Consider the following 24917-nt stretch of genomic DNA (forward strand, 5'->3'; position numbering starts at 1 on the left):
ATGTATCTGTTTCGTCTAGCGTTGGCCAGCCTGGCCAACCGCCGCTTTACCGCACTGCTGACCGCCTTCGCCATTGCCCTGTCGGTGTGCCTGCTGCTGGCCGTGGAGCGGGTCCGCACCGAAGCCCGCGCCAGCTTCGCCAGTACCATCAGCGGCACCGACCTGATCGTGGGTGCCCGCTCGGGCTCGGTCAATCTGCTGCTGTATTCGGTGTTCCGCATCGGCAATGCCACCAACAATATTCGTTGGGACAGCTTTGAACATTTCGCCAACAACCCGAAAGTGAAATGGGCCATCCCCATGTCCCTGGGCGACTCGCACCGCGGCTATCGGGTGATGGGCACCAGCGAGGCGTACTTCGAGCACTACCAGTACGGCCACAAGCAAAACCTGAAACTGGCCAGCGGCCGTCCTTTTGCCAGCGATCCGTTCGAAGTGGTACTGGGTGCCGAAGTCGCCGATGCCCTGCATTACAAACTGGGCGACAAACTGGTGCTGGCTCATGGCGTGGCGGCGATCAGCCTGGTCAAGCACGACGACAAACCGTTCACCGTGGTTGGCATTCTCGCGCGCACCGGTACCCCGGTGGACCGCACGCTGCATATCAGCCTGGGCGGTATGGAAGCAATCCATATCGACTGGCATAACGGCGTGCCCGCCCACGGTGCCGGGCGTATCAGCGCTGACCAGGCCCGCAATATGGACCTAACCCCCCAGGCCATCACTGCGTTCATGCTGGGCCTGAACAGCAAAATTTCGACTTTTGCCCTGCAACGGGAGATCAACGATTTTCGCGGTGAGCCGATGATGGCGATTTTGCCCGGCGTAGCCCTGCAGGAACTCTGGAGCTTGATGAGCACTGCTGAAAAAGCGTTGTTTGTGGTGTCGCTGTTTGTGGTACTGACCGGACTGATCGGCATGCTCACCGCAATCTTGACCAGCCTCAATGAGCGGCGCCGCGAGATGGCGATCTTGCGCTCCGTGGGCGCCCGCCCTTGGCATATCGCCACGTTACTGGTGTTCGAAGCACTGGCTCTGGCACTCGCCGGAGTGATCGCCGGTGTCGGTCTGTTGTATGTGTGCATTGCCGTCGCGCAAGGCTATGTGCAATCGAACTACGGGTTGTATTTGCCACTGGCGTGGCCAAGTGAATATGAATGGACGCTGCTCGGCGGTATTCTGGCAGCGGCCCTGTTGATGGGCTGCGTGCCTGCCTGGCGCGCCTACCGACAATCGCTGGCAGATGGTCTGTCCATTCGTTTATGAGCTTACATTTATGAAAAGGTCTGCAATGTCTCGCGTGCTGCTGGCACTGTTACTGCTGGTTGCGACGCCGCTGTGGGCGGCCGAACCGAAAGAGCTGACCTGGTCGGAAATGATCCCGGCGGATGCGCCGCCTGAAGCACCGGACATGACGCCCCTGCATGACCTCTCGCAGATGGGCAATATGGAAGCCGCCCCGGCAGCCAGGCAGGACTTGCCCAATGCGCCGGTGGTCCCGGCGCTGGATGGTCAGTTGATTCGCCTGCCGGGGTATATCGTGCCCCTTGAAGTCAGCGAAGACGGGCGCACCACGGACTTTTTGCTGGTGCCGTACTTCGGTGCCTGCATCCATGTACCGCCACCGCCGTCGAACCAGATCGTGCACGTGACCAGCAAGGAAGGGGTCAAACTCGACGAGTTGTACCAGCCGTACTGGATCGTGGGCGCGCTGCAGGTCAAGGCCAGCACTAGCGAACTGGCGGATGCGGGGTATCAGATGGATGCGCAGCGGATCGTGGTGTATGAATTGCCGGAGTAACCCCAAAGGCCCCTCACCCTAGCCCTCTTCCAGTGGGAGAAGGGACTGAAAGCAAAAGCAGGTTTGCGCAACGCCACCCATCAGCTCCCTCTCCCTCCGCGAGAGGGTTGGGGTGAGGAGCTCTGGGCAATTAACGAATTTTTCACAACTTCACGCTTTCATTGAGCTGGGTCAACTGAACAGGCCTGGGCGCTCATTATCATTGGTTATATAAATTTTAAATATCCAAATGGAGCTCCCATGCACAAGTCTTTGCTCAGCGCAGCCGCCCTTGCGCTCGCCGTCGTCGCCCCTCTTGCCCACGCGCACACGGAAGGCGACATCATCGTGCGTGCCGGTGCTATCACGGTAAACCCGAAAGCCGACAGCTCCAGCGTCAAGGTTGATCAAGGCCCGTTGGCAGGTGCTGATCTGGGTGGCAAGGCGACCATGAGCAGCGACACGCAACTGGGTCTGAACTTCGCTTACATGATCACCGACCATGTGGGTATCGAATTGCTGGCAGCCACACCGTTTGAGCATGACGTGAAACTCAAGGGTACTGGCCTGGCAGCCGCCAACGGCAAACTGGGTAGCCTCAAACACTTGCCGCCAACCCTGAGCGTTGTGTACTACCCACTGGATACCAAATCGGCATTCCAGCCTTACGTCGGTGCCGGCATCAACTACACCTGGATCTACGACGAACACGTCGGCAGCCGTGCCAGCGCCGAAGGGTTCGACAACTTCAAGGCAAAAAACTCCTGGGGCATGGCCTGGCAGCTGGGTGCTGACTACATGCTGACCGACAACATCATGATCAACGCCCAGGCGCGTTATATCGATATCGACACCCGCGCCACTGTGGAAAACAACGCCGTGGCACCAGGCACTCGTGCCAAGGTCAACGTAGACGTGGACCCATGGGTTTACATGGTTGGCCTGGGCTACAAATTCTAAGTCCGGCAATCATAAAAAAGGCGCCTTCGAAAGGCGCCTTTTTTGTGGGCGGGTGGTTCTTAGCGGCCTAGCAGGCGTGCCAGCCCGACACTCATTGGTGTGGTTTCACCGAGGGTGAAGCGTTGCAACAAACGGCTATTGTCAGCACGGGAATGGCGGATATCACCCGAGCGGGCCGGACCGTGGCTGATCGGTGGCAACTCGCCGACCACTTCGCTCAACGCTGCCAGCATTTGATTGAGTGTAGTGGCCTTGTTCAAGCCTACGTTCACGGCACCCGCTTCAGCGTTCTCGGTTTCGACGGCTTGCACCAGAATCTTGACCAGATCACCCACATACACGAAGTCGCGCGTTTGTTCGCCATCGCCAAAGATGGTGATCGGCAGGCCCTTTTCAGCACGCTCACTGAAAATGCTGATCACGCCCGAATAAGGCGAGGAGGGGTCCTGGCGCGGGCCAAAGATATTGAAGAAGCGAAAGATCACCGGCTCCAGACCGTGCTGGCGACGATAGAAATCCAGGTAGTACTCGCTGGACAACTTGTCGGCGGCATAAGGTGTCAATGGCGCTTTAGGCGTGTCTTCGACAATCGACTCGCCTTCGCCGTTATTGCCGTAGACCGCAGCACTGGAGGCGAAAACAACGCGCTTGATCCCTGTTTCGCGCATGGCTTCGCACACATTCAGGGTGCCGATGAAGTTGCTTTGGTGAGTACGCACCGGGTCGTCTACCGAGGCTTGTACCGAAGCAACCGCCGCCAGGTGAACCACTGCGCTGCAACCGGCCATGACTTTGGCAACCAGTGCGGCATCGGCCACGTCACCTTCAATCAGCTCGACCCGCGAGTTGGCCATTGGCAAGTTGCTGCGTTTGCCTGTGGACATGTCATCGAGAATTCTTACGGAGTAGCCCTTGGCCAACAAGGCGTCTACCAGGTTGGAGCCAATAAAACCGGCACCACCGGTGATTAAAACGGGAGCATCAACCATGACGATAAAACCTGTCCAGTAAAGTGGGGAGCGCCGCGCGCCAGGCGCGAGGCTTGATCCCGAAGGTGTGTAGAATTTTTTTGCACGCCAGCACCGCGTGCTGGGGTTCTTCTGCCGCGTCGGGCCGCGCGGCGTGCGCCTGGGGTGTCGGCGCTTCGATTGCCAGTTCGTGCAGGTTACGGGCCTCGGCCAGGATCGCCTGCCCCAGCGCCAGCGGCGTTGTCGCTTCGTGCCCGGCGTAGTGGTAAGTGCCCCACAGCGGCGCCGCGCAATCGAGCTGCTTGAGTACCGAGATAATCACCCGCGCCGCATCATCCACCGGCGTCGGGTTGCCCCGTCGATCATCGGCCATCAACAACTCACCCGGTTTTTCGGCCTGGGCCAGAAACCGCCCGAGGGTGCCATCCGGGCTGTCATCGAGCAACCAGCCAAAACGCAGCAGCACATGTTGCGGGCAAATGGCCCGCACACTTTGTTCGATACGCCACAGTGCCTGACCGCGCAACCCGAGCGGGACGGGTTCGTCTTTTTCGCTGTAGGCCGTCGCACGCGAGCCATCGAAAACCCGATAGCTGGAAGGTTGCAACAAGGTGATGCTGTGGTGCTGGCACAGCTCGGCCAGACGCTCGACAGCGCGCTCCTGGGCGGCAAGACGCGACTCGCTTACTGTCTGCGCCTGAAACCAGTCGAAGTAGTACGCAAGGTTGATGACAGCATCCGGGCGGGTGTCATCGAGCAGTTGCGTGAGGCTCGCGGCGTCCCAACCGTCTTGCGGCGGGCGCGGGGCTAGGAAATTGATGTCTTCCTCGGCACCCAGACGAATCAGCGCCTGCCCGAGGGCATTTCCGCCGCCCAATAACATAAGGCGCATTCGCATAAAGTATGCAGGCTCAGTCTATTTAGAACGGTGATGTATACCAGAAAACCAGCCGTGAAAGCTGCTGACCCTAATCAAGATAGCCGCATTTTGCGGGTTTCTTGCCCACCCGTCACTGACAAACTGCCTCATGCTAAAAGGCCTTCATTGGGATCTGGGCGGAATATCAGTCAGTAATACCGTAGACCGTTGCGCCAAGGGGTCCGCTGGCAGCGTTTGTTCCGGCTCCCGCACGGGCAGCAGAAACCCCTGTGGATAATGCTGTGCGAAGTGAACATCCGGCGACTTATCCACAAGCTTTTTAAGCCGGTCATTGAATGCCCGGCTCACGGTGTTCTGCGCCCCGGACATGGTTCGGAACTGCGCGGTTATGGTCACGCCATCGAGGTTCATGCTGTCGACGCCAAAGATCGTCAGCGAGCCCTGCAGGCTCAGGCTGAGCAGAGGATCGCTGCTGATCTGGCTCCCCGCTTCCCGAATCAGGGCCGTCGCTTTGTCCATATCGGTGTCATAGGTGAACTGCACGGAAAAAAAGGCATAGGCAAACTGCCGGGAATGGTTGATGACGGCCTTGATCTGACCAAAAGGCACCGAATGGACAAAACCTCTCGAATCGCGAAGGCGCAGGGTTCGGATGGTCAACCCCTCGACGGTGCCGGCATGGGCGGAGTCGATCACCACCCAGTCACCCACCGAGATGGTGTCTTCAATAATGATAAACAGCCCGGTAATCACGTCCTGCACCAACTGCTGGGAGCCAAAGCCGATGGCCAGGCCTATCACCCCGGCGCCAGCCAGGAAGGGCGCGACGTTCACCCCCAGATTGGCCATGGTGGTGATGGTACAGATCACCACCAGAATCACTTTGATAGCATTGCGCGCCAGCGGCAGGATGGTCTTGATTCGCGTACTGGGCTCATGGCTCCCGCGCCGGTTGGTGGCCGGTTCCAGCGCTTGTTGAATGGCCGTGTCGAGGACCACCCAGGTCAACCAGGTCACCAGAAGGATCAACAGGATATGGCCCAGGGAATCACTGATGACCTTGCCGGTATTGCTGTCGGAAGCGAAGGCCAACAGCGAGAAACCCCAGATCTTCGCCAGCAACTCAATAAAGGTCACGGCCAGGGCAATGCGCAGCAATGCGTAAACCACACCGATAAAACGCTCTTTATAGGCCCCTGTATGCTGGGTTCGCGCCCGAAATGAATGATGCAGAATCGTGCTCAGAAATACCGTGCCGATCAGCAGGCCCGATGTCAGCAATGCACTGCGCAAGGCACGTTCACTGCCCTCACCCACGCCCAGTAAATTGCGCGCGCTCACCAGCAACATCAGCAGCACGGGCCAGTACCAGAGTACCGAAAAAATGCGCAACGACTCTTGCAAGGCTGGCTGCCCGAGCCGTTGTGCCAGGGCCCGATTGCGGATCAGGTGAGCCACGGGCCGCCGCAGCCGTACCACCAGCCAGCCCAGAATGGCGCACGCCAGCAGGCCGGCGAATACCGACAGACAACTGGCGATATTGCCGCCGATTTGCCGCGCAATTTGCGGGCTGCTCATTGCGTCGCTCAGTGCCGAAAAAAAGCCGATCAAGAACAGCGCCCGTTTCGAGTACTGACGAATAATCTGCACCGCGCGGCGCTTGTGGCCCGTTTCAAACAAGGTACTCAGTGACAGCACCAGCGCCACACAGAACACCCCGGCGCTGCCGGCATAGGTCAGGGTCAGGCCGAACGAGCGACCCAAGGTGTCTTGCAGCATGCGGCTGGCGTACAGGGCCAGCATCAACGAGACCAGCGCAGGCAACATGTAGGGCACCACATAACCCACCAGCGTCTGGATGCGTGGCCGGTCAACCATCGAACGCGTGGTACACAAATAACGCGCCAGCAATCTTCCTGCGAGCATCAACCCGAAAAAAACGCCAGACCAGATAACCGTCAGCAAGAAAAAGTCGCCTACACCACTCCATGAAGGATGTGTGGATGCCTGCTCGACCAGTTGCCCTACTTCACCTGCCGCCCGCTCGGTGCGTAAACGCCAGGCGTCCAGCAACTGCATACTCAGGCCGAGCTGACCTTGAACCTCGTCCATCCCCGCACCCAAAGCCCCCAGCAGCCCGCCATCCACCAGCACGGGAGGCTTGCCATCGGATTCCTCGGCCTTGATCACAGAGGCCAGTGTAGGGGCGGCCAAAAGCATGCCATTGCCCGAGCACAACAGGACAAGAAGCAGAAACGCTGTTTTGAATTTGTACAAACCCGGGGGCCTCCTGCACATCCTTGATAGGCCAACCGTACCGAAGGGATTAGGTTCGAGACAGGGCGCGTCTGTAATTTCGATCAGGTACAGCGTAGTCAATGACACGTCAGGCGCGGGAAATAATCGGTTGAGGCTTGCCTGAAACTGCCGCCATTCAATACACCACTAGACAAAATGTGTAACCCGAAGATCAGGCATCGTAACTGCAGCAAACACAAAACCGGGAGAGAAAGTACTCATTGGACGACGAGTACGCCCGTTATAAGAATACGCCGGAAGCGCCGAAATACGTGATCTTGAAGAGCACGCTTACCCCGCACTACCAACGACTTATTCGAGACACTCCCACAACTAAAGAGTCGACACGTACTACAAAAGTAAACGACTGCGCGCACGACTTAAATACAAAACATCCAACGCCGAGTAACAAGTGTTTAGACACTTAAACAACTATAAACTTGCTTTAGAACCGGGCAATAGCGCCGACTACAAACGAACATGAAAGATTATGAAACTTTCACCCGACCGATTTACAAACACTGTTCCATCCCATAAAGTCCGCCAGACCGGGCACTACAGGTTTGTATGCTCACTAGAGCGCTGTATTGAATTTGTAATATTTGACAGACTTGTTTGATTGACTTCCCGGAGATCGGAAATTGGAAACAATGATCGATGCTATTTTGTCTGCCTTGGATAATCCACAGCAAAGTGCACTGCGGCAAATTACTGTTATAGAAGAGAACGGGGAAGAAAAAAGCATTTCCTATGCAGCGTTGGCACAACAAGCATTGGCGGTCTCTTCAGCCCTGACCGAACTGGGGGTTGTTCGTAATGACCTGGTTATTCTTGCCCTGCCGGCATCGATCGATCACTTGTTACTGCTGACTGGATGCGTGTTGATTGGCGCCTTGCCTTGCACCGTCGCGCTGCCTGGAAGATTGATGGCAGACTCACCGCGCAATCAGATATATGTGGCCTGTCAGTTGTTTGCACCGCGCCTGCTGATCGCATCCGAAAGCAATACACCGGCACTCCAGCGCTTGCTTTCCAACCTGCCTGTACGCGTGGTCACGAGCGCAGAGGTGAGCCTCGCTGCCAGCGCAGGGTTTCCAGTGCGCGTGGAACGCTGCCAGGCTGACAGCGGCCATCATGTGCAACTGACCTCGGGCTCGACCGGTCGCCCCAAGGCCGCCATCCTGAGCCATCGCAATGTCATCGCCAATGTGCGCGGTATCGGCGGTGTTGTTGGCTACAGTGTCGAACGCGGCGACGCCTCTGCGTCCTGGCTGCCGCTGCATCACGACATGGGCCTGGTGACGCTACTGTCGAACCTGTATTACCAGGCACCGCTGCTATTGATGCAGCCGGCCAGTTTTATTCGCAACCCGCTTGGCTGGCTCAAGCGCATGTCCAGCTTTGGCGCAACCACCACGGCGGCGCCGACTTTCGCCCTGCAGTATTGCATTCGCCGTTACCGCGAAGCGTCAATGAAAGAGGTGGATCTGAGCAAGTTGCGCAATATCTTTGTCGGCGCCGAAAGGGTCGATGAAGCCTGCCTGAGGGAGTTTGCACAGACATTCTCGCCCCACGGCCTTTCACGTTCTGCGCTGCAACCCTGCTACGGCATGGCGGAATCGACGCTGGCAGTGACCATGCATAACACGACCTTTGATTACGACAAGCAGGCGCTCTCCTACGTGATTCCTGACCGTATCGACTCCGGCGCGGTAATCGATCATTGGCAGGCACGCCGCGCCGACGATAACAGTCGGCGGGTAGAAACCGTACTGTCGATGGGCCGGCCGATTGACGGGATGCAAGTGGCGGTAAGGGCTTTGGACAGTTCCGACGCCAAGGACCGCGAAGTGGGCGAAATTTTCATACGTGGTTCTTCGGTCATGTCCGGCTATTTACCCGCCGAAGGCCAGACCGAGCACTACCAGAGCGGCGACTGGTTTGCGACCGGGGATATAGGTTATCGCGTGGATGAGCACTTGTTTGTACTCGGCCGCAAGAAAGAACTCATCATTATCCGCGGCAGTAATTATTTCCCCCATGAAATTGAAGACGTCATTGCCTCACACCCTTTATTGGCCAGCGGGGGTAATGCAATAGCGGCCTTCGGTATCTACGACGAGACACAGAGAACCGAGAGCCTGGCGATTCTGATCGAGCTTGAAACGAAGCATAACCCTATCGAACTGCGCACCCAACTTCAAAACCAATTGCGTGAGAAGTTCGGATTTGGTGCCCACGCCATTACATTCGTGCTACCCGGAAGTTTGCCACGTACGACCAGCAACAAACTCAAGCGCTTGGAATGCCGAACTATTTATCTGCAAACCGTACTGGACAACAAAGACAAGGCCGATCGCGAACAGCTTGTTAGTTAATCTACAACCACGCCAATAACATCGACACACTGAAGCACTGCAACTTTCAAATACTGGATCACACACTATGCACACTTTGACGCAAGGTGGGGATACGGCTTCGTCACGCCATTCATTATTGAATGTGTGTGCACAACCGGTTCTTCATCGCTTATCGACATACGGCGAACTGCCTGCTCACTTGATCCATATTATTTCGCGCGCTTCAGTGCGACTGATGGATTCAGATATGTTGATTTCGCAGACACCGCAAGACTATGAGCCTGCCGAGCAATTAAACCGCCCCTCGGTGGCCCTGTCGCAGCCGAGCCATGACTTGGAACATATTCTGGAGCGCATTCGGCAAGACGGTCTGGCGTTGCACTACCGATCGTTCATGCAGAACTTCGCCCATTTGTTTTCGCTGTTCCTGACGCCGGATCAATACGAACGGGCGCGCGCCAGCATTGATGCCGGCAGCGCCCTGCGTTTTCTGATGAGTGATGCCGGCGGCCCTACCCTCACTAGCTGGCGCACTGTCGCCCAGCCGGAAGGGGATGGTTTCAAGCTGCATATCGACAAGGTATGGGGCATGTACGCCAACCTTGATGGCATGGCAATCGTTGCCGCCCGCACGCCGGGCTCGTTTTTCCCTTCAGCCTTCCTGGTCTGGCCCGAGCAATACAAGACCCTCAAGCGAACCCTCTGCGGCGAGCCCTTTCTCGGCGATGTCGTGCAGTTGGGGAACGTCAAGGGCACGGTGCAGGTTTCCCAGGAAGATCGTCTGAAAGTGGGCGGCCCTGCGGTACTCAATAAATACCTGACGACGGTACGGCCTTTCCTGGTGCGCGCACTGATGGCCCATGTTGACTGGCTGGCAAGTCAGGGCCGCCTCGAACTGACACCCGACGAACGCGCGTCACGCGACTTCATCGCTGCCGCCGCCCGTACCAAGACGCTGTCCGACCGCTATGAGAGCGAAGACGTGCACCGCGTGCTGGCACTGAAATTCGCCTCCAATGAACTGCTTTTGCATCTGGTCAGCCGCTCTGCCGTACCGAGTTTTCTCGACCAGCGTGACCTGTTGGCGTTTACCAAAATGGAAGGCAGCTCTTACCGCTGTTATCACGAATTGCGCGCAAGCATGCGCGTAGCCAAGCCCGTATCCGACTCACTTTAATCCGCTTTAACCCCAGGAGATGCACCAATGACGACTGAAACCCTCAACACGCTGGAACTTCTGAAGAAAGAAGCCGCCAAGATTCTCAATATCGAATCCGTCGATACCCATGTCGGTTTGGGCGAACTGGGTATCGATTCACTCAATGTGGTTGAGCTGATCGTCTATTGCGAACAGCTCTACGGATCGATTGATCCTGAGCAACTGAACATCACGCAGTACACCACTCTGGAGCAAATCGACTCGCAGTTGCAGCAGCAACAAGTCGCCTGATCGCCAGCCACCCTCATACCAGAAGCTCAACATGTCGAACTCGCAGCCCTTTGCATCAACGCAGTCGCTTGGCACCGCTCCGGCTTTCAGGGTCCATACGCTAGCTTACCGACGCACAGAAACGCCCTTTGTATCGCACCAGGTCAGCCTGGAGGATGCAGCGTTGGCATTGGGGCAGCGGGTAGGCGATGAGGCTTGCCGCTATGCAAGCGACGCAGGCCCTATCGACGATTACGTGGTGAGCTCTACCGTGCTGTCACAATTTTTGGCAGACGGTTCGCCACATGCAGGCTATTTCCAGGAGGCGATAGCCACCCAGTATGGGCGCCGTCCTGACTGGGTCACCAACGCCTATGAATGCACGGGCTGGGGTTTCATCCTGCGATATATCCAGGGGAAGGCTCAGTTCAGCGGTCGTCGCAGGCTGTTACTGCAGATTGTCGATACCGATATCCACAATTTTACTTACTGGTTAGGCAACAACCGCTGGGGGAATTCCGGTTTTGGCATCTGCACGTTAGTGATTGACGTGATTCCAGAGGCCAAAAACATGCTGGTCATCGGCACTTCAAGCCAGGCTAATGCGCTACTGCAATTAGGACGAAACCTGCGCAGTTTCACCGAAAGCCGGCCAGGTCTAGGCATTGCAGTACCGTTTTTTCCAGAGATGTCGCGCCGCGCGCTGTTCAAGTGCTTCGACACTTCTTCTGTGCACGCCGACCATTATCAACGATTTGGCCATTCATTCGGCAGCGACCCCTGGCTTTCGCTATTGGGGGAGCTGGGCGCGGGTTCCGCGCACACGGGTAGCGATTGCATCGTTTCTTCGCTGGCAATGAACGGCTATTTTTCGATTGCCCAGATAACCCTCGCGCCTGATCTGCACTATGCATTGGAAGGTGAAATGTGAAGAGCGCGCAAACCTGTTCCCTGCTGTTGCAGCGTAACCCCGATTACAACCTGGCGATCCCTTGTTCGGCTCGCAACCTGCCACTGCTCGAAACGCAAGACTATGCACGCCGAAGTGTGTACGCACACGACAATCCCGCGCCTGTGCTGGTCAACAACCAGCAGTACTACACCCTGCTGTCCACGCTGGCCCAGTACATTTGGGACAGCTGCGGTGAGCAAACGCTTCTCCTGGCGCAGGTACGCATGCCTTCCATCGACCTTGCGTTGCCAAAAAATCTGCTCGATCCACGCGTGACGATGGGCGCCCATTTATGGAACGAAGCCTTGTTCTGGGCGCGCCAGCTACAGACGCCGGTGGTCTGGATCAGCGCCGAACAGATTCGCCGCGACCTGTGGGACGGCGGCGATAACCTCCTGCACATCGCAGCCTGGAATACCGCGCAAATGCCAGCCATCACCGAGTGGTTCTTACCCGATCTGGACTACTTCGCGGCACAGGTGCACACATCTCCTGTGCATGAGCCGTTCACCACCTCTCAACCGAAATGCACGCACGTACAGGTGTGATCATGCAAACAGAGCACAAACCGACATTGGATGATGGCGAGCCGATCAAGTGGAATTTCTCGGTCGAGGCTTACATGTCTCAGACCTACGATTTCAGCAATGACAGCTTGAATGCGCTGTATCAGAAAACCAAGGCCAACCAGTGGGATGTCAATACCGACATCGATTGGAGCTACGAGCTCAACCCGGACAATCCACTGGGCATGCCGGACGGCACACTGCTGATCTACGGCACCGATGTCTGGAACAAAATGAATGAAAAAAACCGCGCCGAAATTCGCCATCACTCGCAAGGCTGGACCCTGTCACAGGTACTGCACGGTGAACAGGCTGCCCTGATTTGCGCATCGAAACTGGCGGTGGCAGAAGAAAGCCTCTCGGCTCGCCTCTGTGCTGCCGGGCAAATCATCGATGAAGCCCGTCATATTGAAGCATTCGGGCGCCTGGTGAATAACAAGCTGCCCATCAGCTACCCCATGAGCAAGGCGCTCAAAGGCCTGCTGGAAGACACCATTACCACCAGCAAACTCGATATGACCAACCTCGGCATGCAAGTGCTGGTGGAGGGCATTGCGCTGTCACTGTTTCAAAGCATGGTCGCCTACACCAAAGACCCTTTTATCAAAGACCTGATGACGCGCATTCAGCGCGATGAGGCGCGCCATTTCGCCATTGGCCGCATCACGCTGGGCAGTGTGTACAAGGAAATGAGCGGAACTGAACGCAAGGAGCGCGAAGAGTTTGTGGTTGAAGGTGCTTACACCTTGTACGAACACCTGTGCGCCGACGACATATGGGAGCCGATGGGCTTATCCAAAAAAGAGTGCAGCCACCTGGTCAGGAGTTCTGAAGTGGCCAACTCCATGCGCCGTTCCATTTTCCGGCGGCTGGTGCCGACCATCCGCGAAATGGGTTTGCTGACGCCCCGTGTAAGCGATGCCTTTGAAAAGCTCAGAGTGCTGGACTACGCCGCCATGCCAATGCCGGCTTAACAGGAATACAGTCATGACGCCCCCAACTACTGCGGCAACAAACAGCCCCGCCCCCTTCACGATCGGTATTGAAGCCGCCGCTTACGAGTTACCCGGCGAACGCCAGGACCTCAATGACTGGGCTCAGCACCATAAGTTGCCCGCCGAGCGCTTTGACATGATCCGCAATGCGGGTTGCCGTTATTTCCATGTATCACCGGACATCGACGAGGTCGAGCTGGCCAAGCGCGCTGTCGCTCGCCTGCAAGAGGAGCAAGGCTTCAAGGGCAGCGACATCGGTGCGGTCATCCATGTTCATACCGGGCTATTCAGCGTACCGCCGGCGCCACGCAGCCTGCCCATGGAAGTGGCCACGGCATTCGGCATAAAGCCTGTCTGGGCCGGCTCGATCGCACAGCTCAATTGCTCGTCGATCAGCGTCGCCATTCAGATGGCCAAGGCCTTGATGAATGTCCATAGCCAATTGCACTCGGTGCTGATCGTGTCGTCCGACCGCGTCTTTATCGAGCGTTACCGGGTGTTGCAGGCAAGCATCTTAAGTGATGGCGCAGGGTGCTTGCTGGTGACCCGTAACAGCCGGCGTAACCGGGTCGGTGCAACGGCCGTGCGCAATTACGGCAGCTGGTATCTGGGCTCCGTGACCAACAACGCGGTGAAAAAGGAAATGTTCAATCTGGAGTGGCACTACACCCGCAAAGTCATGAAGGAAGCCGTGGCCGACTGTGGCATGGCGCTTAGCGATTTCTCATGCATTTTGCCTTACAACTCCAACCACTCTGGCTGGAAAGCCTTCTGTGGCGCCATGGCCATTCCCTCCTCCACGCTCTACTCCGACAACATTCTGAACAAAGGCCACTCCTTTGGCTCGGACCTGGCGATCAACCTGGCCGATATTGGCTTGAGCAAGGTCGATGCCGGGGCGCACCTGATGAACATAACGGAATCGGACAACGGTTCATTTTCGGCATTGACCCTTCATCCGGTGAATTGACATGACCATGACCACCGCCTGCGCGCCTGTCAGAAGCGACGACGCAACGACCGACCAATGGCTGCTGAATCTGAAAACGCCTTGCTACGTACTGGACCCCACTGTCGTACAGGCGCGTTACGCTGATTTACGCGAGCGTCTGGGTACACCGTTGATTGTGTCGCTCAAGGCCAATCCAAACCTGGATTTGTTGATCCGCTGCGGCCATGCCTTCGTCGACGGTGTGGAGCTGGCCAGCCTGGGCGAACTCGATATTGTGGCGGGTCGCATCAACACCCCCAAATACGTGAACAATCCGTCAATGGATGAAGATTTCATGCGCGCGGCCCTGGCCTCACGCTGCACGTTCATCATCGACAGCCTGGAGCAGGCGCAGAGACTGATTCGCGTCATCGGCAAACAGACCGCGCCGCAAACGGTTTTGCGCTTGAACGCGGGCCAATTGGTCAGCTCAGGCAAACACCCGGCGGACCACTTCGGCATGAGTCGCCAAGACGCCTTGCTGACGACGGTTGCATTGGCCCAGGCCAACGTGCCAATCATCGGCCTCCATACGTTTGCGGGCTCCAATAGCTTTCACATCGATGACAAGGGTGCCGATGCCGCCGCCCTTGCCCATGCGCTCGCTGCATTCGCGCCACAAGTAGCACGCCTCACCGGCATGCCGGTTGAATTTCTTAACGTCGGTGGCGGTTTCTCCGAGCACTTCAACAACCAGGCGCAGACGTTTGACGCTTATCGCCAGCGCATTGCGCCGCTGCAAAAAGACTTCAAGGTCGTCCACGAGTCCGGGCGCGGGGTCTTCGCTGGCGCAGGCACTTTCGTGACCCGCGTACGTTCAGTCAAAGCCTTGGGTGAGCGCTACGTTGCCGTCTGCGACGGTGGCCTGAGCCACAACTTCCTGCTGGCCAAAACTGAGGCCATGTTGAAGAACTACGCGCAGCCGCGCCTGCTGCGGCGTCAACAGGCACCGGGGGACGCGCCCCCGTTGCCGATCCAGTTCGTGGGCAGCACCTGCAGCCGCGCCGACGTGATCGGCTGGAGTCATGAACTGTCGGCCCCGCCGAGCGTGGGCGATCTGGTGATCTTCGACAACTGCGGCGCCTACAACCAGACGTACAGCGTCAGCGCTTTCCTCTCGCAGAGCCCGGCACACACCTATATCCACCAATCCTAGGGACGTCACCATGACCGCCCACATCAGTTTGTACGACCTGTTGAAAGACAGCGCCCAACACCATGGCGACCGCCGTGCGTTCGCGCAAGGCGCAAAGATGGCGACTTATTCCCAATTGCTGGAGGACGTGCGCCTGGCGGCAAAGAGGCTGGCCGATAGCGGCGTGCAAGCGGGCGAACGCGTCGCTGTCTATACGGGCAAGCAGTACGAAACCGTCGTCATGTTCCTGGCAATCAATGCCCGGGGTGCGATCCTGGTGCCCATCAATCCTCAGCTCAAAGAGCAACAGGTACGCCATATCCTGCTGGACAGCGGTGCTCGCTTGCTCATCAGTACGGGGGCACGCCTAAGACGCATCGAGGCGGCGTTGAATGACATCGAACTCGATACCTGGCAACTGGAAAAACTACAGTCCGAGACCCTGAACACACTGACCGATGCGGCGTTTTTCAACGCATACGCCGCCGTCACAGACAGTGATCCTGCGGCCATTTTGTACACCTCCGGCTCTACGGGACGGCCCAAAGGCGTGGTGCTGTCGCAACGTAACCTGGTGTCTGGCGCCTATAGCGTCGCTCACTATCTGCGCTTGCGGGCCGATGACGTCATCCTGGGCGTGTTGCCGCTGAGCTTCGATGCCGGGTTCAGTCAGCTGACCACGGCGCTGGTCAGCGGTGCTTGCTACGCCCCGCTGGATTTCCTGCAAGCGGGTGAAGTCCCGACGTTTTGTGAAGCCCATGGCGTCACCGTGATTACCGGCGTACCGCCACTGTGGATGCAACTGGCGTCAGTGCAATGGCCGCAGCCTGCCGGCGCTCGCATTCGCTGCTTCGCCAATACCGGCGGACATATGCCACCGCCTTTGCTGGAAAAACTCAAAAACGCATTTCCCAATGCGCTGCCGTACCTGATGTACGGCTTGACCGAGGCTTTCCGCTCCACCTACCTGGCACCGGAAGCGGCCGTCACACGGCCCGACTCCATCGGCAAGGCGGTCCCCAATGCTGATATTCGCGTGATGCGCCAGGACGGCAGCGAATGTGCCGCGGGTGAGCACGGTGAATTGGTGCACCGCGGGGCGTTCGTCACGCTCGGGTACTGGAATGATCCAGAACTGACCGCTCAACGCTTTCGTCCCTGGTTACACCCGGACCAGCAAATTTCGCGCACCGAAACAGCGGTCTGGTCGGGCGATATCGTCTACCGCGACAGCGACGATTATCTGTATTTCGTTGCGCGCAGCGACGACATGATCAAGACCTCCGGTTATCGCGTCAGCCCCACCGAAGTCGAAGAAATCCTGTTTGCCGTGGATGACGTGACCGAGGCGGCAGCGTTTGGTGTACCGCATCCGCAACAGGGCGAAGCCATCATCATCAGCCTGTTCGCCCATCCGCAGATACAAACCAGCGCCCAGGCACTGATCAAGCTGTGCCGGGACAAACTGCCGACCTATATGGTGCCGTTGCATGTGTCCTTCCATGACTCGCCTTTACCGCGCAATCCGAACGGCAAGATCGACCGAAAGCAGCTGAAGCAGCAGTTTTCCGAGTTTTTCTCCACCTCACTTACGGTCACGGAATAGCCTCATGCTTCGAATCCGCGCTATCGCTTCTCACGTCCCCGATACGACCCCTTTCCGGGCGGTACAAGCTCAGGAAAAAAACATCGGCTATGGCCATCTGTTGTACAAGTCGGCGGTCTTTTCCATGCCTCGTGGCAAAGGCAGGATCGACGCCGAAGAAGAGCGTCGACTGCTTCCCACGGCGAGCATCGCCCTGCCGGTAGCGCCACCCTTGCAAAGCTGCGCCGACCTGGCACTGGAAGCGGTCACGCGATTGCGTCAACAGGTTCCGGCAGAAACGCTGGCACAGGTGACCCACATTGTGGTGACCAATAGCGCCCTTAACCAACGCATTAATGAGTCGGTCGCAGGCCGTATCCAGCATGCACTGGGCTTGCCCAACGCGTTGCCGTTCGCCATCGGCCAATCGGGCACTGCCGGCGTGTTCAACGCACTGACCATGATCGAAGCGCTGGTCAGTCTAGGCGGCAAGGTGCTGCTGGTGGCGTCCGATAAGTGGCTCTACCCCTTCTTTCGCGCCTGGGGGGATCTGGTTGTGTACGGCGACGGCGCAGCCGCCATCTTGCTCGATGGCGACGCTCAGACGACGCCTGGCTGGGGGGCGATACGCGCCTCGGCGGTGCACTATGGCGCGGCCATTGACAACCCCTGGGGGCTGACCCCTGCCGCGCTGGCTGAGCGCCTGCATCCGATGGCGGTGAGCGCAGCGCAAACGGCAATCGAACGTTCCGGCCTGAAAGCCAGTGATATCGATTGGGTATTACCGGCCGGATTCAGCGACAGCTTCTCCTTGGGCGTCAGTCGCGAACTGGGCATTGCACAAGAGCGACATTTCGAACTCGGTGCCCGCGCGCACCACTCGAGCGCGGCCCCCTTGCTGTCGCTTATGCGCCTGCGCGCCACCCTGCCTCAGGGTAAAACAGCCACCGCCCTGCTTTGGGATGCGGCGTTGTGCGGCACCGCTGGCGCCATTGTGGCCGAGATCCAGGCTGGCGCCTGAACCCAGATACACACCGCTTATTAATCAGGAAAACCTATGTCTGCTTATAAAGTCAGCCTGCGTGAGCTTCGCTTTTTTTTGTGGGAACTGCATAAAACCGACCAGAATTTTCTCACACGGGCGCCGTTCAACGACAAAAATCGTACCTACTACGATGCCTTGCTGGAGCGCGCCAGGGCGTTCGCTTATGAGTTAGGCAAGGCCTATCAAGCCTCCGACCGACAGGAATGCCACTTGCTGGAAAACGGCAAGGTCGAAATCCCCAAAGAGTTCCACGGACTTTGGCAGCGCTATAAGGAAGAGTGGATTCAGGTGCTGGGCATCGACAGCGACTCCCAGCAACCGGCCTTGCCACCCCTGATCCGGCAAACTATCCAGGAAATGTTCATGGGCGCCAATCCGGCGTTCATGACCTACGGCGGCTTCAATTTTCCGGCCATCAAGCTGTTGAAGCTGCACGCTACCGCAGCACAAAAGGCAACGTACCTGCGCAAGCTTCAGCGCTACGACTGGGACGCGTGTTTCTGCGCCACCGAGCAGCAGGCCGGCAGCGACCTGACAGCGGTCACCACTGTCGCAAAACCCCTTGAAAACGGCGAATACGCCGTCAGCGGCGAAAAGGTCTACATCTCGGCGGGCATGCATACGCTGACCGAAAACACCGTTTACTTTGTCCTGGGCCGCATCAATACCACCACCTCGACCTCCTACTCGCTGTCCTGCCTGCTGGTGCCGCGCTTCTGGCCTAATCCCGAAACGGGCGAGCTGGAAGACAACCATGTCGAGTGCACTTCATTGCTGCGCAAGATGGGATTGAAGGGCTGCGCCAATACCCAACTGGTGTTTGGTCGAACCGGCACCACCCGCGCCGTACTGCTGGGCGACCGCAAGAATGCCGGATTGCTGCAACTGGTGCCCTTGATGAACCAGGCCCGTATGAGCACGGCAATTATCGGCTTGGGCCTGGCTTCCAGCGCTTATCTGCATTCAGTCGATTTCGCCGGCAAACGGTTCCAGGGCCGTGCAATCAGTCGCACCTCCGATGCCAGCGCCCCGCCTGTGGCCATCATCGAACACGCCGACGTGCAGCGCATGCTGCTGGAAATGAAGGCCCGGGTAGAAGGTTGCCGTGGCCTGCTCGGTAAGTTGACCGGCGCATCGACCCAGGCATTTGCCCTGGAAGCCGAGCCGGTACTGGACGAAGCCCAGGTCGAAAAATACCGCAAGCTGGTGCTGCTGTTCACGCCGGTGTGCAAGGCGTTCGTCTCGGACCAGGCCTGGAAAATCTGCGAACTGGCGATACAAGTGCATGGCGGTATCGGCTACACCGATGCTTACCCTGTCGAGCAAAATGCGCGCGACGTGAAAATCCTGTCGATCTGGGAAGGGACCAACTACATCCAGTCCCAGGACCTGGTGCGCGACAAGCTCGGTTTTGGCAGGAACTCACGCCTGATCAAGTTTCTGCGCGAAGAGCTGGATGCCTTCTTGAACAACACAACGGGTGTCGGCTCTGAGCTGCACGGCCAATTCCCGGCGCTGGAAAACGCCATGGTTGCCGTGGAGCAGGCACTGACACGTATCAATGAGCACGTGCGTGAAGGCCGCACACACGAAACCAGCCAGTTCTATACCCGCTTCCTGGAAATGCTCGGTCTCACCGCCAGCGCCTGGGTCTTGCTTGAATCGGCCTGCCTGGCCGAGCGTCAGTTGCGCGAGCCACTGAGTGCCGAAGAAGCCGCTTTTTACCGTGGCAAGGTCAAGACCGCCCATTATTTTTTCGCCAACATCCTGCCGACGGTCACGCAACACGCACACACAATAGAAAACTTGCTGGTCGCCCACTGCGGCATTGCGCTTGATGAGTTGGCACAGGCCGACACGCTGATACCCACACCGCCGCAGAGCCTGTTTGGCGGACCACGCACCCTGTATCGCGGTACCAATATCGACGGCGCCACGATTGAGCCTAATGAAGGGCTGTGGGTCAGGGGTCGCAACCTCAATGACCTGATCGGCAGTGTCGACTTCCCCACAGCGCTATGGCTGGCGTGGTTTGGCAGCCTGCCGACCCCTTCTGAGAGCCAGGCCGTTGACGCCCTTCTGGTACGCATTGCCGGCCACCTGTCGGCGGAGCCTGCCTATCGACGTGGCATCGAAGCCGTGGCCGACAGCGGTGCCGGCATCGTTCAGGCCGCCGCCTGCGGCCTTCTCGGTGATCTGGCAGCGCTGGAACATATTGTCCTGATCGAAGCCACCGTTCGCGACTTGCCTACGCATCAGGATTTTATCGAGGGCCTGGTCAGCGTTGCTTCAACGCCGCACTTTCTGCAAACGGCGCTCGGTTATAGCGCCCCCGGCGCAGCATCGACGCATCACGCCGAGGTCGTGTTGACGGCAATGGGCGCGACCGATATCGACCCATTAGCCATTCGTGTCGTTGACGCCCTGCTGGTGGCCTGGCACGCCGGTTTCGGCTACATCACGCCGACGGTGCTGGTACCCCGTACCGCCATCGGCACCGGCGTCACCATTGCGCAGGCCGTGGCGGCCGGTTTCATGGCCAGCGGACCGAACCATGTCGGCGCAGCAGAAGAAGCGATGACCTGGCTCAAGACCATCAGTGCGCAAGCCAGCCCTGCTGACATACGGCAAGCGGTCGACCACGCGCTGGATCAGCCGGGCAACCTGTTGTTTGGCTTTGGCCATCCGCTGTTTGTGCAGGACCCACGACCGCCGCACATCAGGGCCCTGTTTTCCCAGTGGGGTTTCGGGGGGCGCTATCTGGAGATTTACGACGTTGTTTGTGCCCACGTTCTGGAGCGCAAAGGCCTACGTCCGAATATTGACTTCATCACCGCCGCAGCCCTGCTCGATCTCGGCGTGACCCAAGCCCGTTGGGGTGTCGGCCTGGGGCTCTGTGGCCGGGTGGCGGCCATGGTCGCGCATGCCATCGAGCGGCGCGATCGCCCTGCTTTCGGTGTCAACAGCAAAGCCGCGCGCAAGTTGTTGGCCACCGTTCCAGTGGGGTGGCTGTAAGACAAGAAATGTGCCACACGCACTGGCTAGTTCAACGCTGAATCTTCTTCTAATGCTAACCAAGACGAGAACGTATCCATGTTATTGAAAAATCTACGCCCTGCTGACGAGTACGACCGCTTTGCCTCGCAAGCACTGGAACCCTGGGATGTGTTGTTCGTCACCCGCATCCGCCAGATTGCCCGCGACTTGCCGCCGGGCGCCCTGGTCGATATCGGCACCGCCACCGTCGTGGTCCCGGTGCGTCTGGCGGCCGACCCGGTTTTGAAAGGCTGGCATTTCATCGGCCTGGATCTGGACGAAACCATGCTCGAAGGAGGCCGACCACGCATCGAAGCGCTAGGCCTGAGCGATACCATCGAACTCAAAGTCGGCGATGCCCTGGACCTGCCCTTCGCGGACAACAGCCTGACCATGGCGGTAAGCCGTGCCACCTTGCATCACTTGCCGGACAAGCTGAAAAGCCTGACTGAAATGTATCGCGTACTGCAGCCGGGCGGGGTTGGCCTGGTGCACGACATGCGCCGCGACGTCGCCCCCGACTTGCTGGAGAAGTTCACTCAAATGCGCGCTTCAGTGGGTTATCCACCGACCCATGTTGAAGAAAAAGTCACCCTGGAAGAGGCACGCGCGCTGGTCATCGAAGCGGGTCTGGACCATTGCACGGTAGTGACCAGCCCAAGTTCCGGCATGGGCGCACTGGGTTTCGAAATCCTCATCAAAAAGCCTTTGCTGGCTTGATACGCAACTCGTCGGGGAAAAAGCTATGGATCATCGTTTAGATAGGGTTGAGCACTTTAACGAAATGCTGGGCGGCTCGCGGATACAGTGTGGCTTTCTGTCGCCGGAGCACATGCCGCTCGTCATAACGCCTGTCGACAGTACGCTAAGCGATGACCGCGAGGCTTTTACGACGTGGTATCGCCAGCACCAGTCAATCTTTGACAGCATGCTGCTGGAGTTCGGTTGCCTGTTGTTCCGTGGTTTTCCATTGCGCGAAAACGCGGACTTCCAGGCCATTGCGCAACACTATCCTGAGCATGCGTTCGGTTATATCGGCGGCGCCACGCCACGCAAGAACATCGAAGGCAGAGTCTACGAATCGACACGCATCCCGGCCACCCTGAAAATCGGTCTGCATCAGGAAAAGGCCTACATGGCGCACTATCCACAGAAACTGGCTTTCTTTTGCAAACAGCCCTCTGACCAAGGCGGCGAAACCATACTGTGTGATATGCGAGCCGTCACCCGTCGCCTGTCACCGTCATTGATCGAACGCCTCAGCGCCGCGCGCATCCAGTACTTGCGCAACTTCCGTGCCCCCAGCACACCCGAGAATGAACCGCGTAACACCCATATGCGCGAATACCACCGCCCCTGGGATGAAGCGTTCCTGACCGATGATCCGCAGCAGGTGGAACAGCTGTGCCGCGATACCCACCTCGATTACCAGTGGCTCGACGATGGCAGCATCACGGTCTCGCATACCGGTGATGCCATGTTGAAACATCCGCTGACCGGCGAAGCGATCTGGTTCAATCAACTGTCGACCCAACACAACAACGCCCGCTCCCTCGGCAAGCCGGGCTACGCCTACATTCAGCACGCCTATCAGGACAAACCGGCACGCCCTTACGATGTGCGGCTGGGCGACGGCTCGCCGATCTCGGAGGATGAAATCGCGCCGATATACGACGCCTTGGAGGCGCAGGAGATTGCGTTTCCCTGGCACAGCGGTGACATGTTGTTGATCGATAACATTGCCGTCGCCCATGGCCGCAATCCCTACAAAGGCAAACGCGATGTCCAAGTCGCGTTGTTCGATTGAACATGAACAGTCAAATCCTGCTGACGGACGAAACACACGGGCTGTCCGAACCTGCCCTGCACCGTGAGGTGCAGTTGTCACCCACGCGCACTGATGAACCCTATGCGGCGGCGGCCAAACTGATCCGGGTCAGCGCTGGCAGTTTCCACTTCGAGGTCCGCGATCTGCAGTTCCGGCGCGGTCGACATACCGCCATCATTGGCCCCAATGGTGCTGGCAAAACCACCCTGATCGAAGCCTTGCTCGGCTTCCGTCAGGCGCATCTGGAAGAGGCGCAGATTCTGGGGGTTGCGGCGTCGCGCTTTCTGCAAAGCACCCGGCACCGCAAGCGGTTGGGGGTGCAATTGCAGCGGGTCGAATATGAAGACTCGTCGAATGTCAGGGAAATCCTCGATTTGCATCAGGCCCTGTACGGCAAGCAAGACCCGCAGGTGGCGCAGGCACTGGATATCGAAGCGCTGCGCACACTGCCCTATCGGGCACTGTCACGCGGCCAGAAACAGCGGCTCGATTTGTTCGTGGCGCTGGCACACCACCCGGAAATCGCAATCCTTGACGAACCGTTTACCGGGCTCGACCGAGCGTATATCGAGCGCGTCGCACACCTGCTGCGCTACGACCTGGCCGACCTGACCATCATCATGATTTGCCACTCGGAGGAAGAGCTGGATGCCGCCAGCGATGTGGTGTGGGTGTGCAACGGCGGCGTTAAGTATCGAGGCGATAAAGAAGCATTGAAGAACCGCCTGGTCGGCGCCTTCCATGCCTATCTGCAGCTGGACGACAGTGATCATATCAACGCCATCTATCACCAGCTGGAACGCGAAAGCGCCACGTTGCGGTTGTCGAGGCCATCAAACACTGAAATCAGCGTCTATGGCACGCAGGAACTGGATCAGTCGATACGCCGCCTGATCGGCAATGTTGCGTTCCAGCACTTTGAGTTCGGCCCCACCCATTACCGCGACATGTTGCACCTCTGCGCCCAGGGAGAACAGGATGTTTAGCATACTGGCGATATTGACGCGCAACGAGCTGCTGGGGTTTTTTCGCAGCAAGTCGGCGCTGTTCTGGGCGCTGGCCTTTCCCATACTGCTGCTGACCGTGATGCTGATGGCGTTCGGTCATCCTGGCTCACTCGGTACGGTAAATATCCAGTTTCTGGAGGCTGACGCCCAGGCCAGTTCGGACACCAGTTGCCAGCTAGCAATCCAGCAGGCATTTGCTGGCGGAGATCCGGTAAAGGCCAATTTTTCAACCGTCAGCAGCACTGCCCCCATCGCAGCAGACACGGTACGCATCGTCTTTGCGGCCGGCGACGAACCGTTGCAGGTGCACTATGACTTCAAGGGTCAGCTGGCGGTACGCGCCGCAGCGCGCGTGATCGAGATCGCCGCGGTCAGGTGTTCAGCGGCCAGACGCGGCATCGTCTCGACAGACCTGGTGCGTTTCGAGGATACGGCCTCCGGTGCCAAGCCCTTCGACTACGGCCAGTTCTTTACAACCGGCATTCTGGTCATCTGTTTGATGTCACTCGGCATCATGTCCACCGCCTTATCGATTGCAAGCTTGCGTGAACATAATGCACTCAAGATCTACGCCTGCTTTCCAGTGCCGAAGCTGGTCTTTCTGGCCTCTATTCTCGTGTCGCGGGTGCTCATGATGCTGATTTCTGTCGGCACCTTGCTGCTGGTGGCGCGGTACGGGTACGGCATTGATATCTCGCTGTGGAGCGTGCAGTCCATGCGTGCGTTGCCGGTCATTCTGCTGGGCGGCGCCATGTTGCTGAGCCTCGGCACCCTGCTGGCCAGTCGCACCTCCTCGGTCAAGGAAACCGAATTGCTGTGCCATCTGATCCATTACCCGGCCCTGTTCTTCGGCAACCTGACCATCCCGTTGAACGATGCGCCAGCCTGGATCAAAAGCATTCTCTCGGTGATTCCGATCAACCAGTTTGTCTCTGTACTGCGCCAAGTGATGCTCGAAGGAGCGCCCTTGCCTTCGCTGTGGCTGCCCTTGTTGGCCATGGCAGGCTGGACCACGTTGTTTCTCACCGCAGCCACCTTAATGTTCCGCTGGCACAAGAGTTAAGCCCGGGACTCAGGCATTTCATTGCATCTCTATCCAAGG

21 protein-coding genes are annotated in these 24917 nt (G+C 58.1%); 18 read left to right on the top strand and 3 right to left on the bottom strand.

What is annotated here, in order from left to right; translation table 11 throughout:
* The 3 genes from HBN79_RS17785 (at window position 1) to HBN79_RS17795 (ending at window position 2740) form a co-directional block, all read left to right on the top strand.
* Window positions 1–1266, top strand: coding sequence for an ABC transporter permease (locus tag HBN79_RS17785; RefSeq protein WP_095019069.1), 1266 nt, complete (start codon window positions 1–3; stop codon window positions 1264–1266).
* Between the two features lie 10 nt (window positions 1267–1276).
* The gene (locus tag HBN79_RS17790) at window positions 1277–1801 is read left to right on the top strand and encodes a DUF3299 domain-containing protein (protein WP_094999475.1); all 525 of its coding nucleotides are present in this window, start codon (window positions 1277–1279) and stop codon (window positions 1799–1801) included.
* Window positions 1802–2041: 240 nt separating this feature from the next.
* Window positions 2042–2740: an OmpW family outer membrane protein gene (locus HBN79_RS17795; protein WP_094999476.1), complete on the top strand. Its 699-nt coding sequence runs from the start codon at window positions 2042–2044 to the stop codon at window positions 2738–2740.
* A 59-nt stretch (window positions 2741–2799) separates the two neighbouring features.
* Here the strand turns inward: HBN79_RS17795 and HBN79_RS17800 are convergent, their stop codons facing one another.
* From HBN79_RS17800 to HBN79_RS17810, 3 genes are all read right to left on the bottom strand, one after another.
* Entirely contained in the window at window positions 2800–3729 is a 930-nt protein-coding gene (locus HBN79_RS17800; protein WP_094999477.1) for an NAD-dependent epimerase/dehydratase family protein, read from the bottom strand.
* Entirely contained in the window at window positions 3722–4606 is an 885-nt protein-coding gene (locus HBN79_RS17805) for a sugar nucleotide-binding protein (protein WP_094999478.1), read from the bottom strand. The genes HBN79_RS17800 and HBN79_RS17805 overlap by 8 nt, the downstream gene beginning before the upstream one ends.
* Window positions 4607–4750: 144 nt before the next feature.
* The gene (locus HBN79_RS17810) at window positions 4751–6865 is read right to left on the bottom strand and encodes a mechanosensitive ion channel domain-containing protein (protein ID WP_169916960.1); all 2115 of its coding nucleotides are present in this window, start codon (window positions 6863–6865) and stop codon (window positions 4751–4753) included.
* Window positions 6866–7536: 671 nt separating this feature from the next.
* Between HBN79_RS17810 and HBN79_RS17815 the strand changes: the two genes are divergently transcribed.
* The 15 genes from HBN79_RS17815 to HBN79_RS17890 all read left to right on the top strand — a co-directional run bounded on the left by HBN79_RS17815 (window position 7537) and on the right by HBN79_RS17890 (window position 24878).
* Window positions 7537–9264, top strand: a complete 1728-nt coding sequence (locus tag HBN79_RS17815; RefSeq protein ID WP_094999480.1) for an AMP-binding protein — start codon at window positions 7537–7539, stop codon at window positions 9262–9264.
* A gap of 229 nt (window positions 9265–9493) precedes the next feature.
* On the top strand, window positions 9494–10423 hold the full coding sequence (locus tag HBN79_RS17820; protein ID WP_095019072.1) for a hypothetical protein: 930 nt from the start codon (window positions 9494–9496) through the stop codon (window positions 10421–10423).
* A gap of 27 nt (window positions 10424–10450) precedes the next feature.
* A complete protein-coding gene (locus HBN79_RS17825) occupies window positions 10451–10696 on the top strand; it encodes an acyl carrier protein (RefSeq protein WP_094999482.1) in 246 nt (81 codons plus the stop codon).
* Window positions 10697–10727: 31 nt separating this feature from the next.
* On the top strand, window positions 10728–11606 hold the full coding sequence (locus tag HBN79_RS17830) for a hypothetical protein (RefSeq protein WP_095019073.1): 879 nt from the start codon (window positions 10728–10730) through the stop codon (window positions 11604–11606).
* Window positions 11603–12175, top strand: coding sequence for a hypothetical protein (locus HBN79_RS17835; RefSeq protein WP_095023473.1), 573 nt, complete (start codon window positions 11603–11605; stop codon window positions 12173–12175). The genes HBN79_RS17830 and HBN79_RS17835 overlap by 4 nt, the downstream gene beginning before the upstream one ends.
* Window positions 12176–12177: 2 nt before the next feature.
* Window positions 12178–13167, top strand: a complete 990-nt coding sequence (locus tag HBN79_RS17840) for a ferritin-like domain-containing protein (RefSeq protein ID WP_094999484.1) — start codon at window positions 12178–12180, stop codon at window positions 13165–13167.
* Between the two features lie 13 nt (window positions 13168–13180).
* On the top strand, window positions 13181–14158 hold the full coding sequence (locus tag HBN79_RS17845; RefSeq protein ID WP_165446499.1) for a 3-oxoacyl-ACP synthase: 978 nt from the start codon (window positions 13181–13183) through the stop codon (window positions 14156–14158).
* A gap of 1 nt (window position 14159) precedes the next feature.
* Entirely contained in the window at window positions 14160–15335 is a 1176-nt protein-coding gene (locus HBN79_RS17850) for an alanine racemase (protein WP_169916961.1), read from the top strand.
* A 10-nt stretch (window positions 15336–15345) separates the two neighbouring features.
* Window positions 15346–16920, top strand: coding sequence for an acyl-CoA ligase (AMP-forming), exosortase A system-associated (locus tag HBN79_RS17855; RefSeq protein WP_169916962.1), 1575 nt, complete (start codon window positions 15346–15348; stop codon window positions 16918–16920).
* Window positions 16921–16924: 4 nt separating this feature from the next.
* Complete coding sequence (locus HBN79_RS17860; protein ID WP_095019078.1) at window positions 16925–17920, top strand: hypothetical protein; 996 nt, start codon at window positions 16925–16927, stop codon at window positions 17918–17920.
* A 36-nt stretch (window positions 17921–17956) separates the two neighbouring features.
* Window positions 17957–20959: a citrate/2-methylcitrate synthase gene (locus HBN79_RS23880; protein ID WP_222931194.1), complete on the top strand. Its 3003-nt coding sequence runs from the start codon at window positions 17957–17959 to the stop codon at window positions 20957–20959.
* Between the two features lie 78 nt (window positions 20960–21037).
* Complete coding sequence (locus HBN79_RS17875; protein ID WP_094999489.1) at window positions 21038–21700, top strand: methyltransferase domain-containing protein; 663 nt, start codon at window positions 21038–21040, stop codon at window positions 21698–21700.
* Between the two features lie 112 nt (window positions 21701–21812).
* Complete coding sequence (locus HBN79_RS17880) at window positions 21813–22787, top strand: TauD/TfdA family dioxygenase (protein WP_169916963.1); 975 nt, start codon at window positions 21813–21815, stop codon at window positions 22785–22787.
* Window positions 22788–22789: 2 nt separating this feature from the next.
* A complete protein-coding gene (locus HBN79_RS17885; protein WP_169916964.1) occupies window positions 22790–23794 on the top strand; it encodes an ABC transporter ATP-binding protein in 1005 nt (334 codons plus the stop codon).
* A complete protein-coding gene (locus HBN79_RS17890; RefSeq protein WP_094999492.1) occupies window positions 23787–24878 on the top strand; it encodes an ABC transporter permease in 1092 nt (363 codons plus the stop codon). Before HBN79_RS17885 ends, HBN79_RS17890 begins: the two co-directional genes overlap by 8 nt.
* The last annotated feature ends 39 nt before the right edge of the window (window positions 24879–24917 follow it).

Origin of the sequence: Pseudomonas sp. WS 5051 (assembly GCF_012985715.1) — a bacterium.
Classification (GTDB): domain Bacteria; phylum Pseudomonadota; class Gammaproteobacteria; order Pseudomonadales; family Pseudomonadaceae; genus Aquipseudomonas; species Aquipseudomonas bubulae.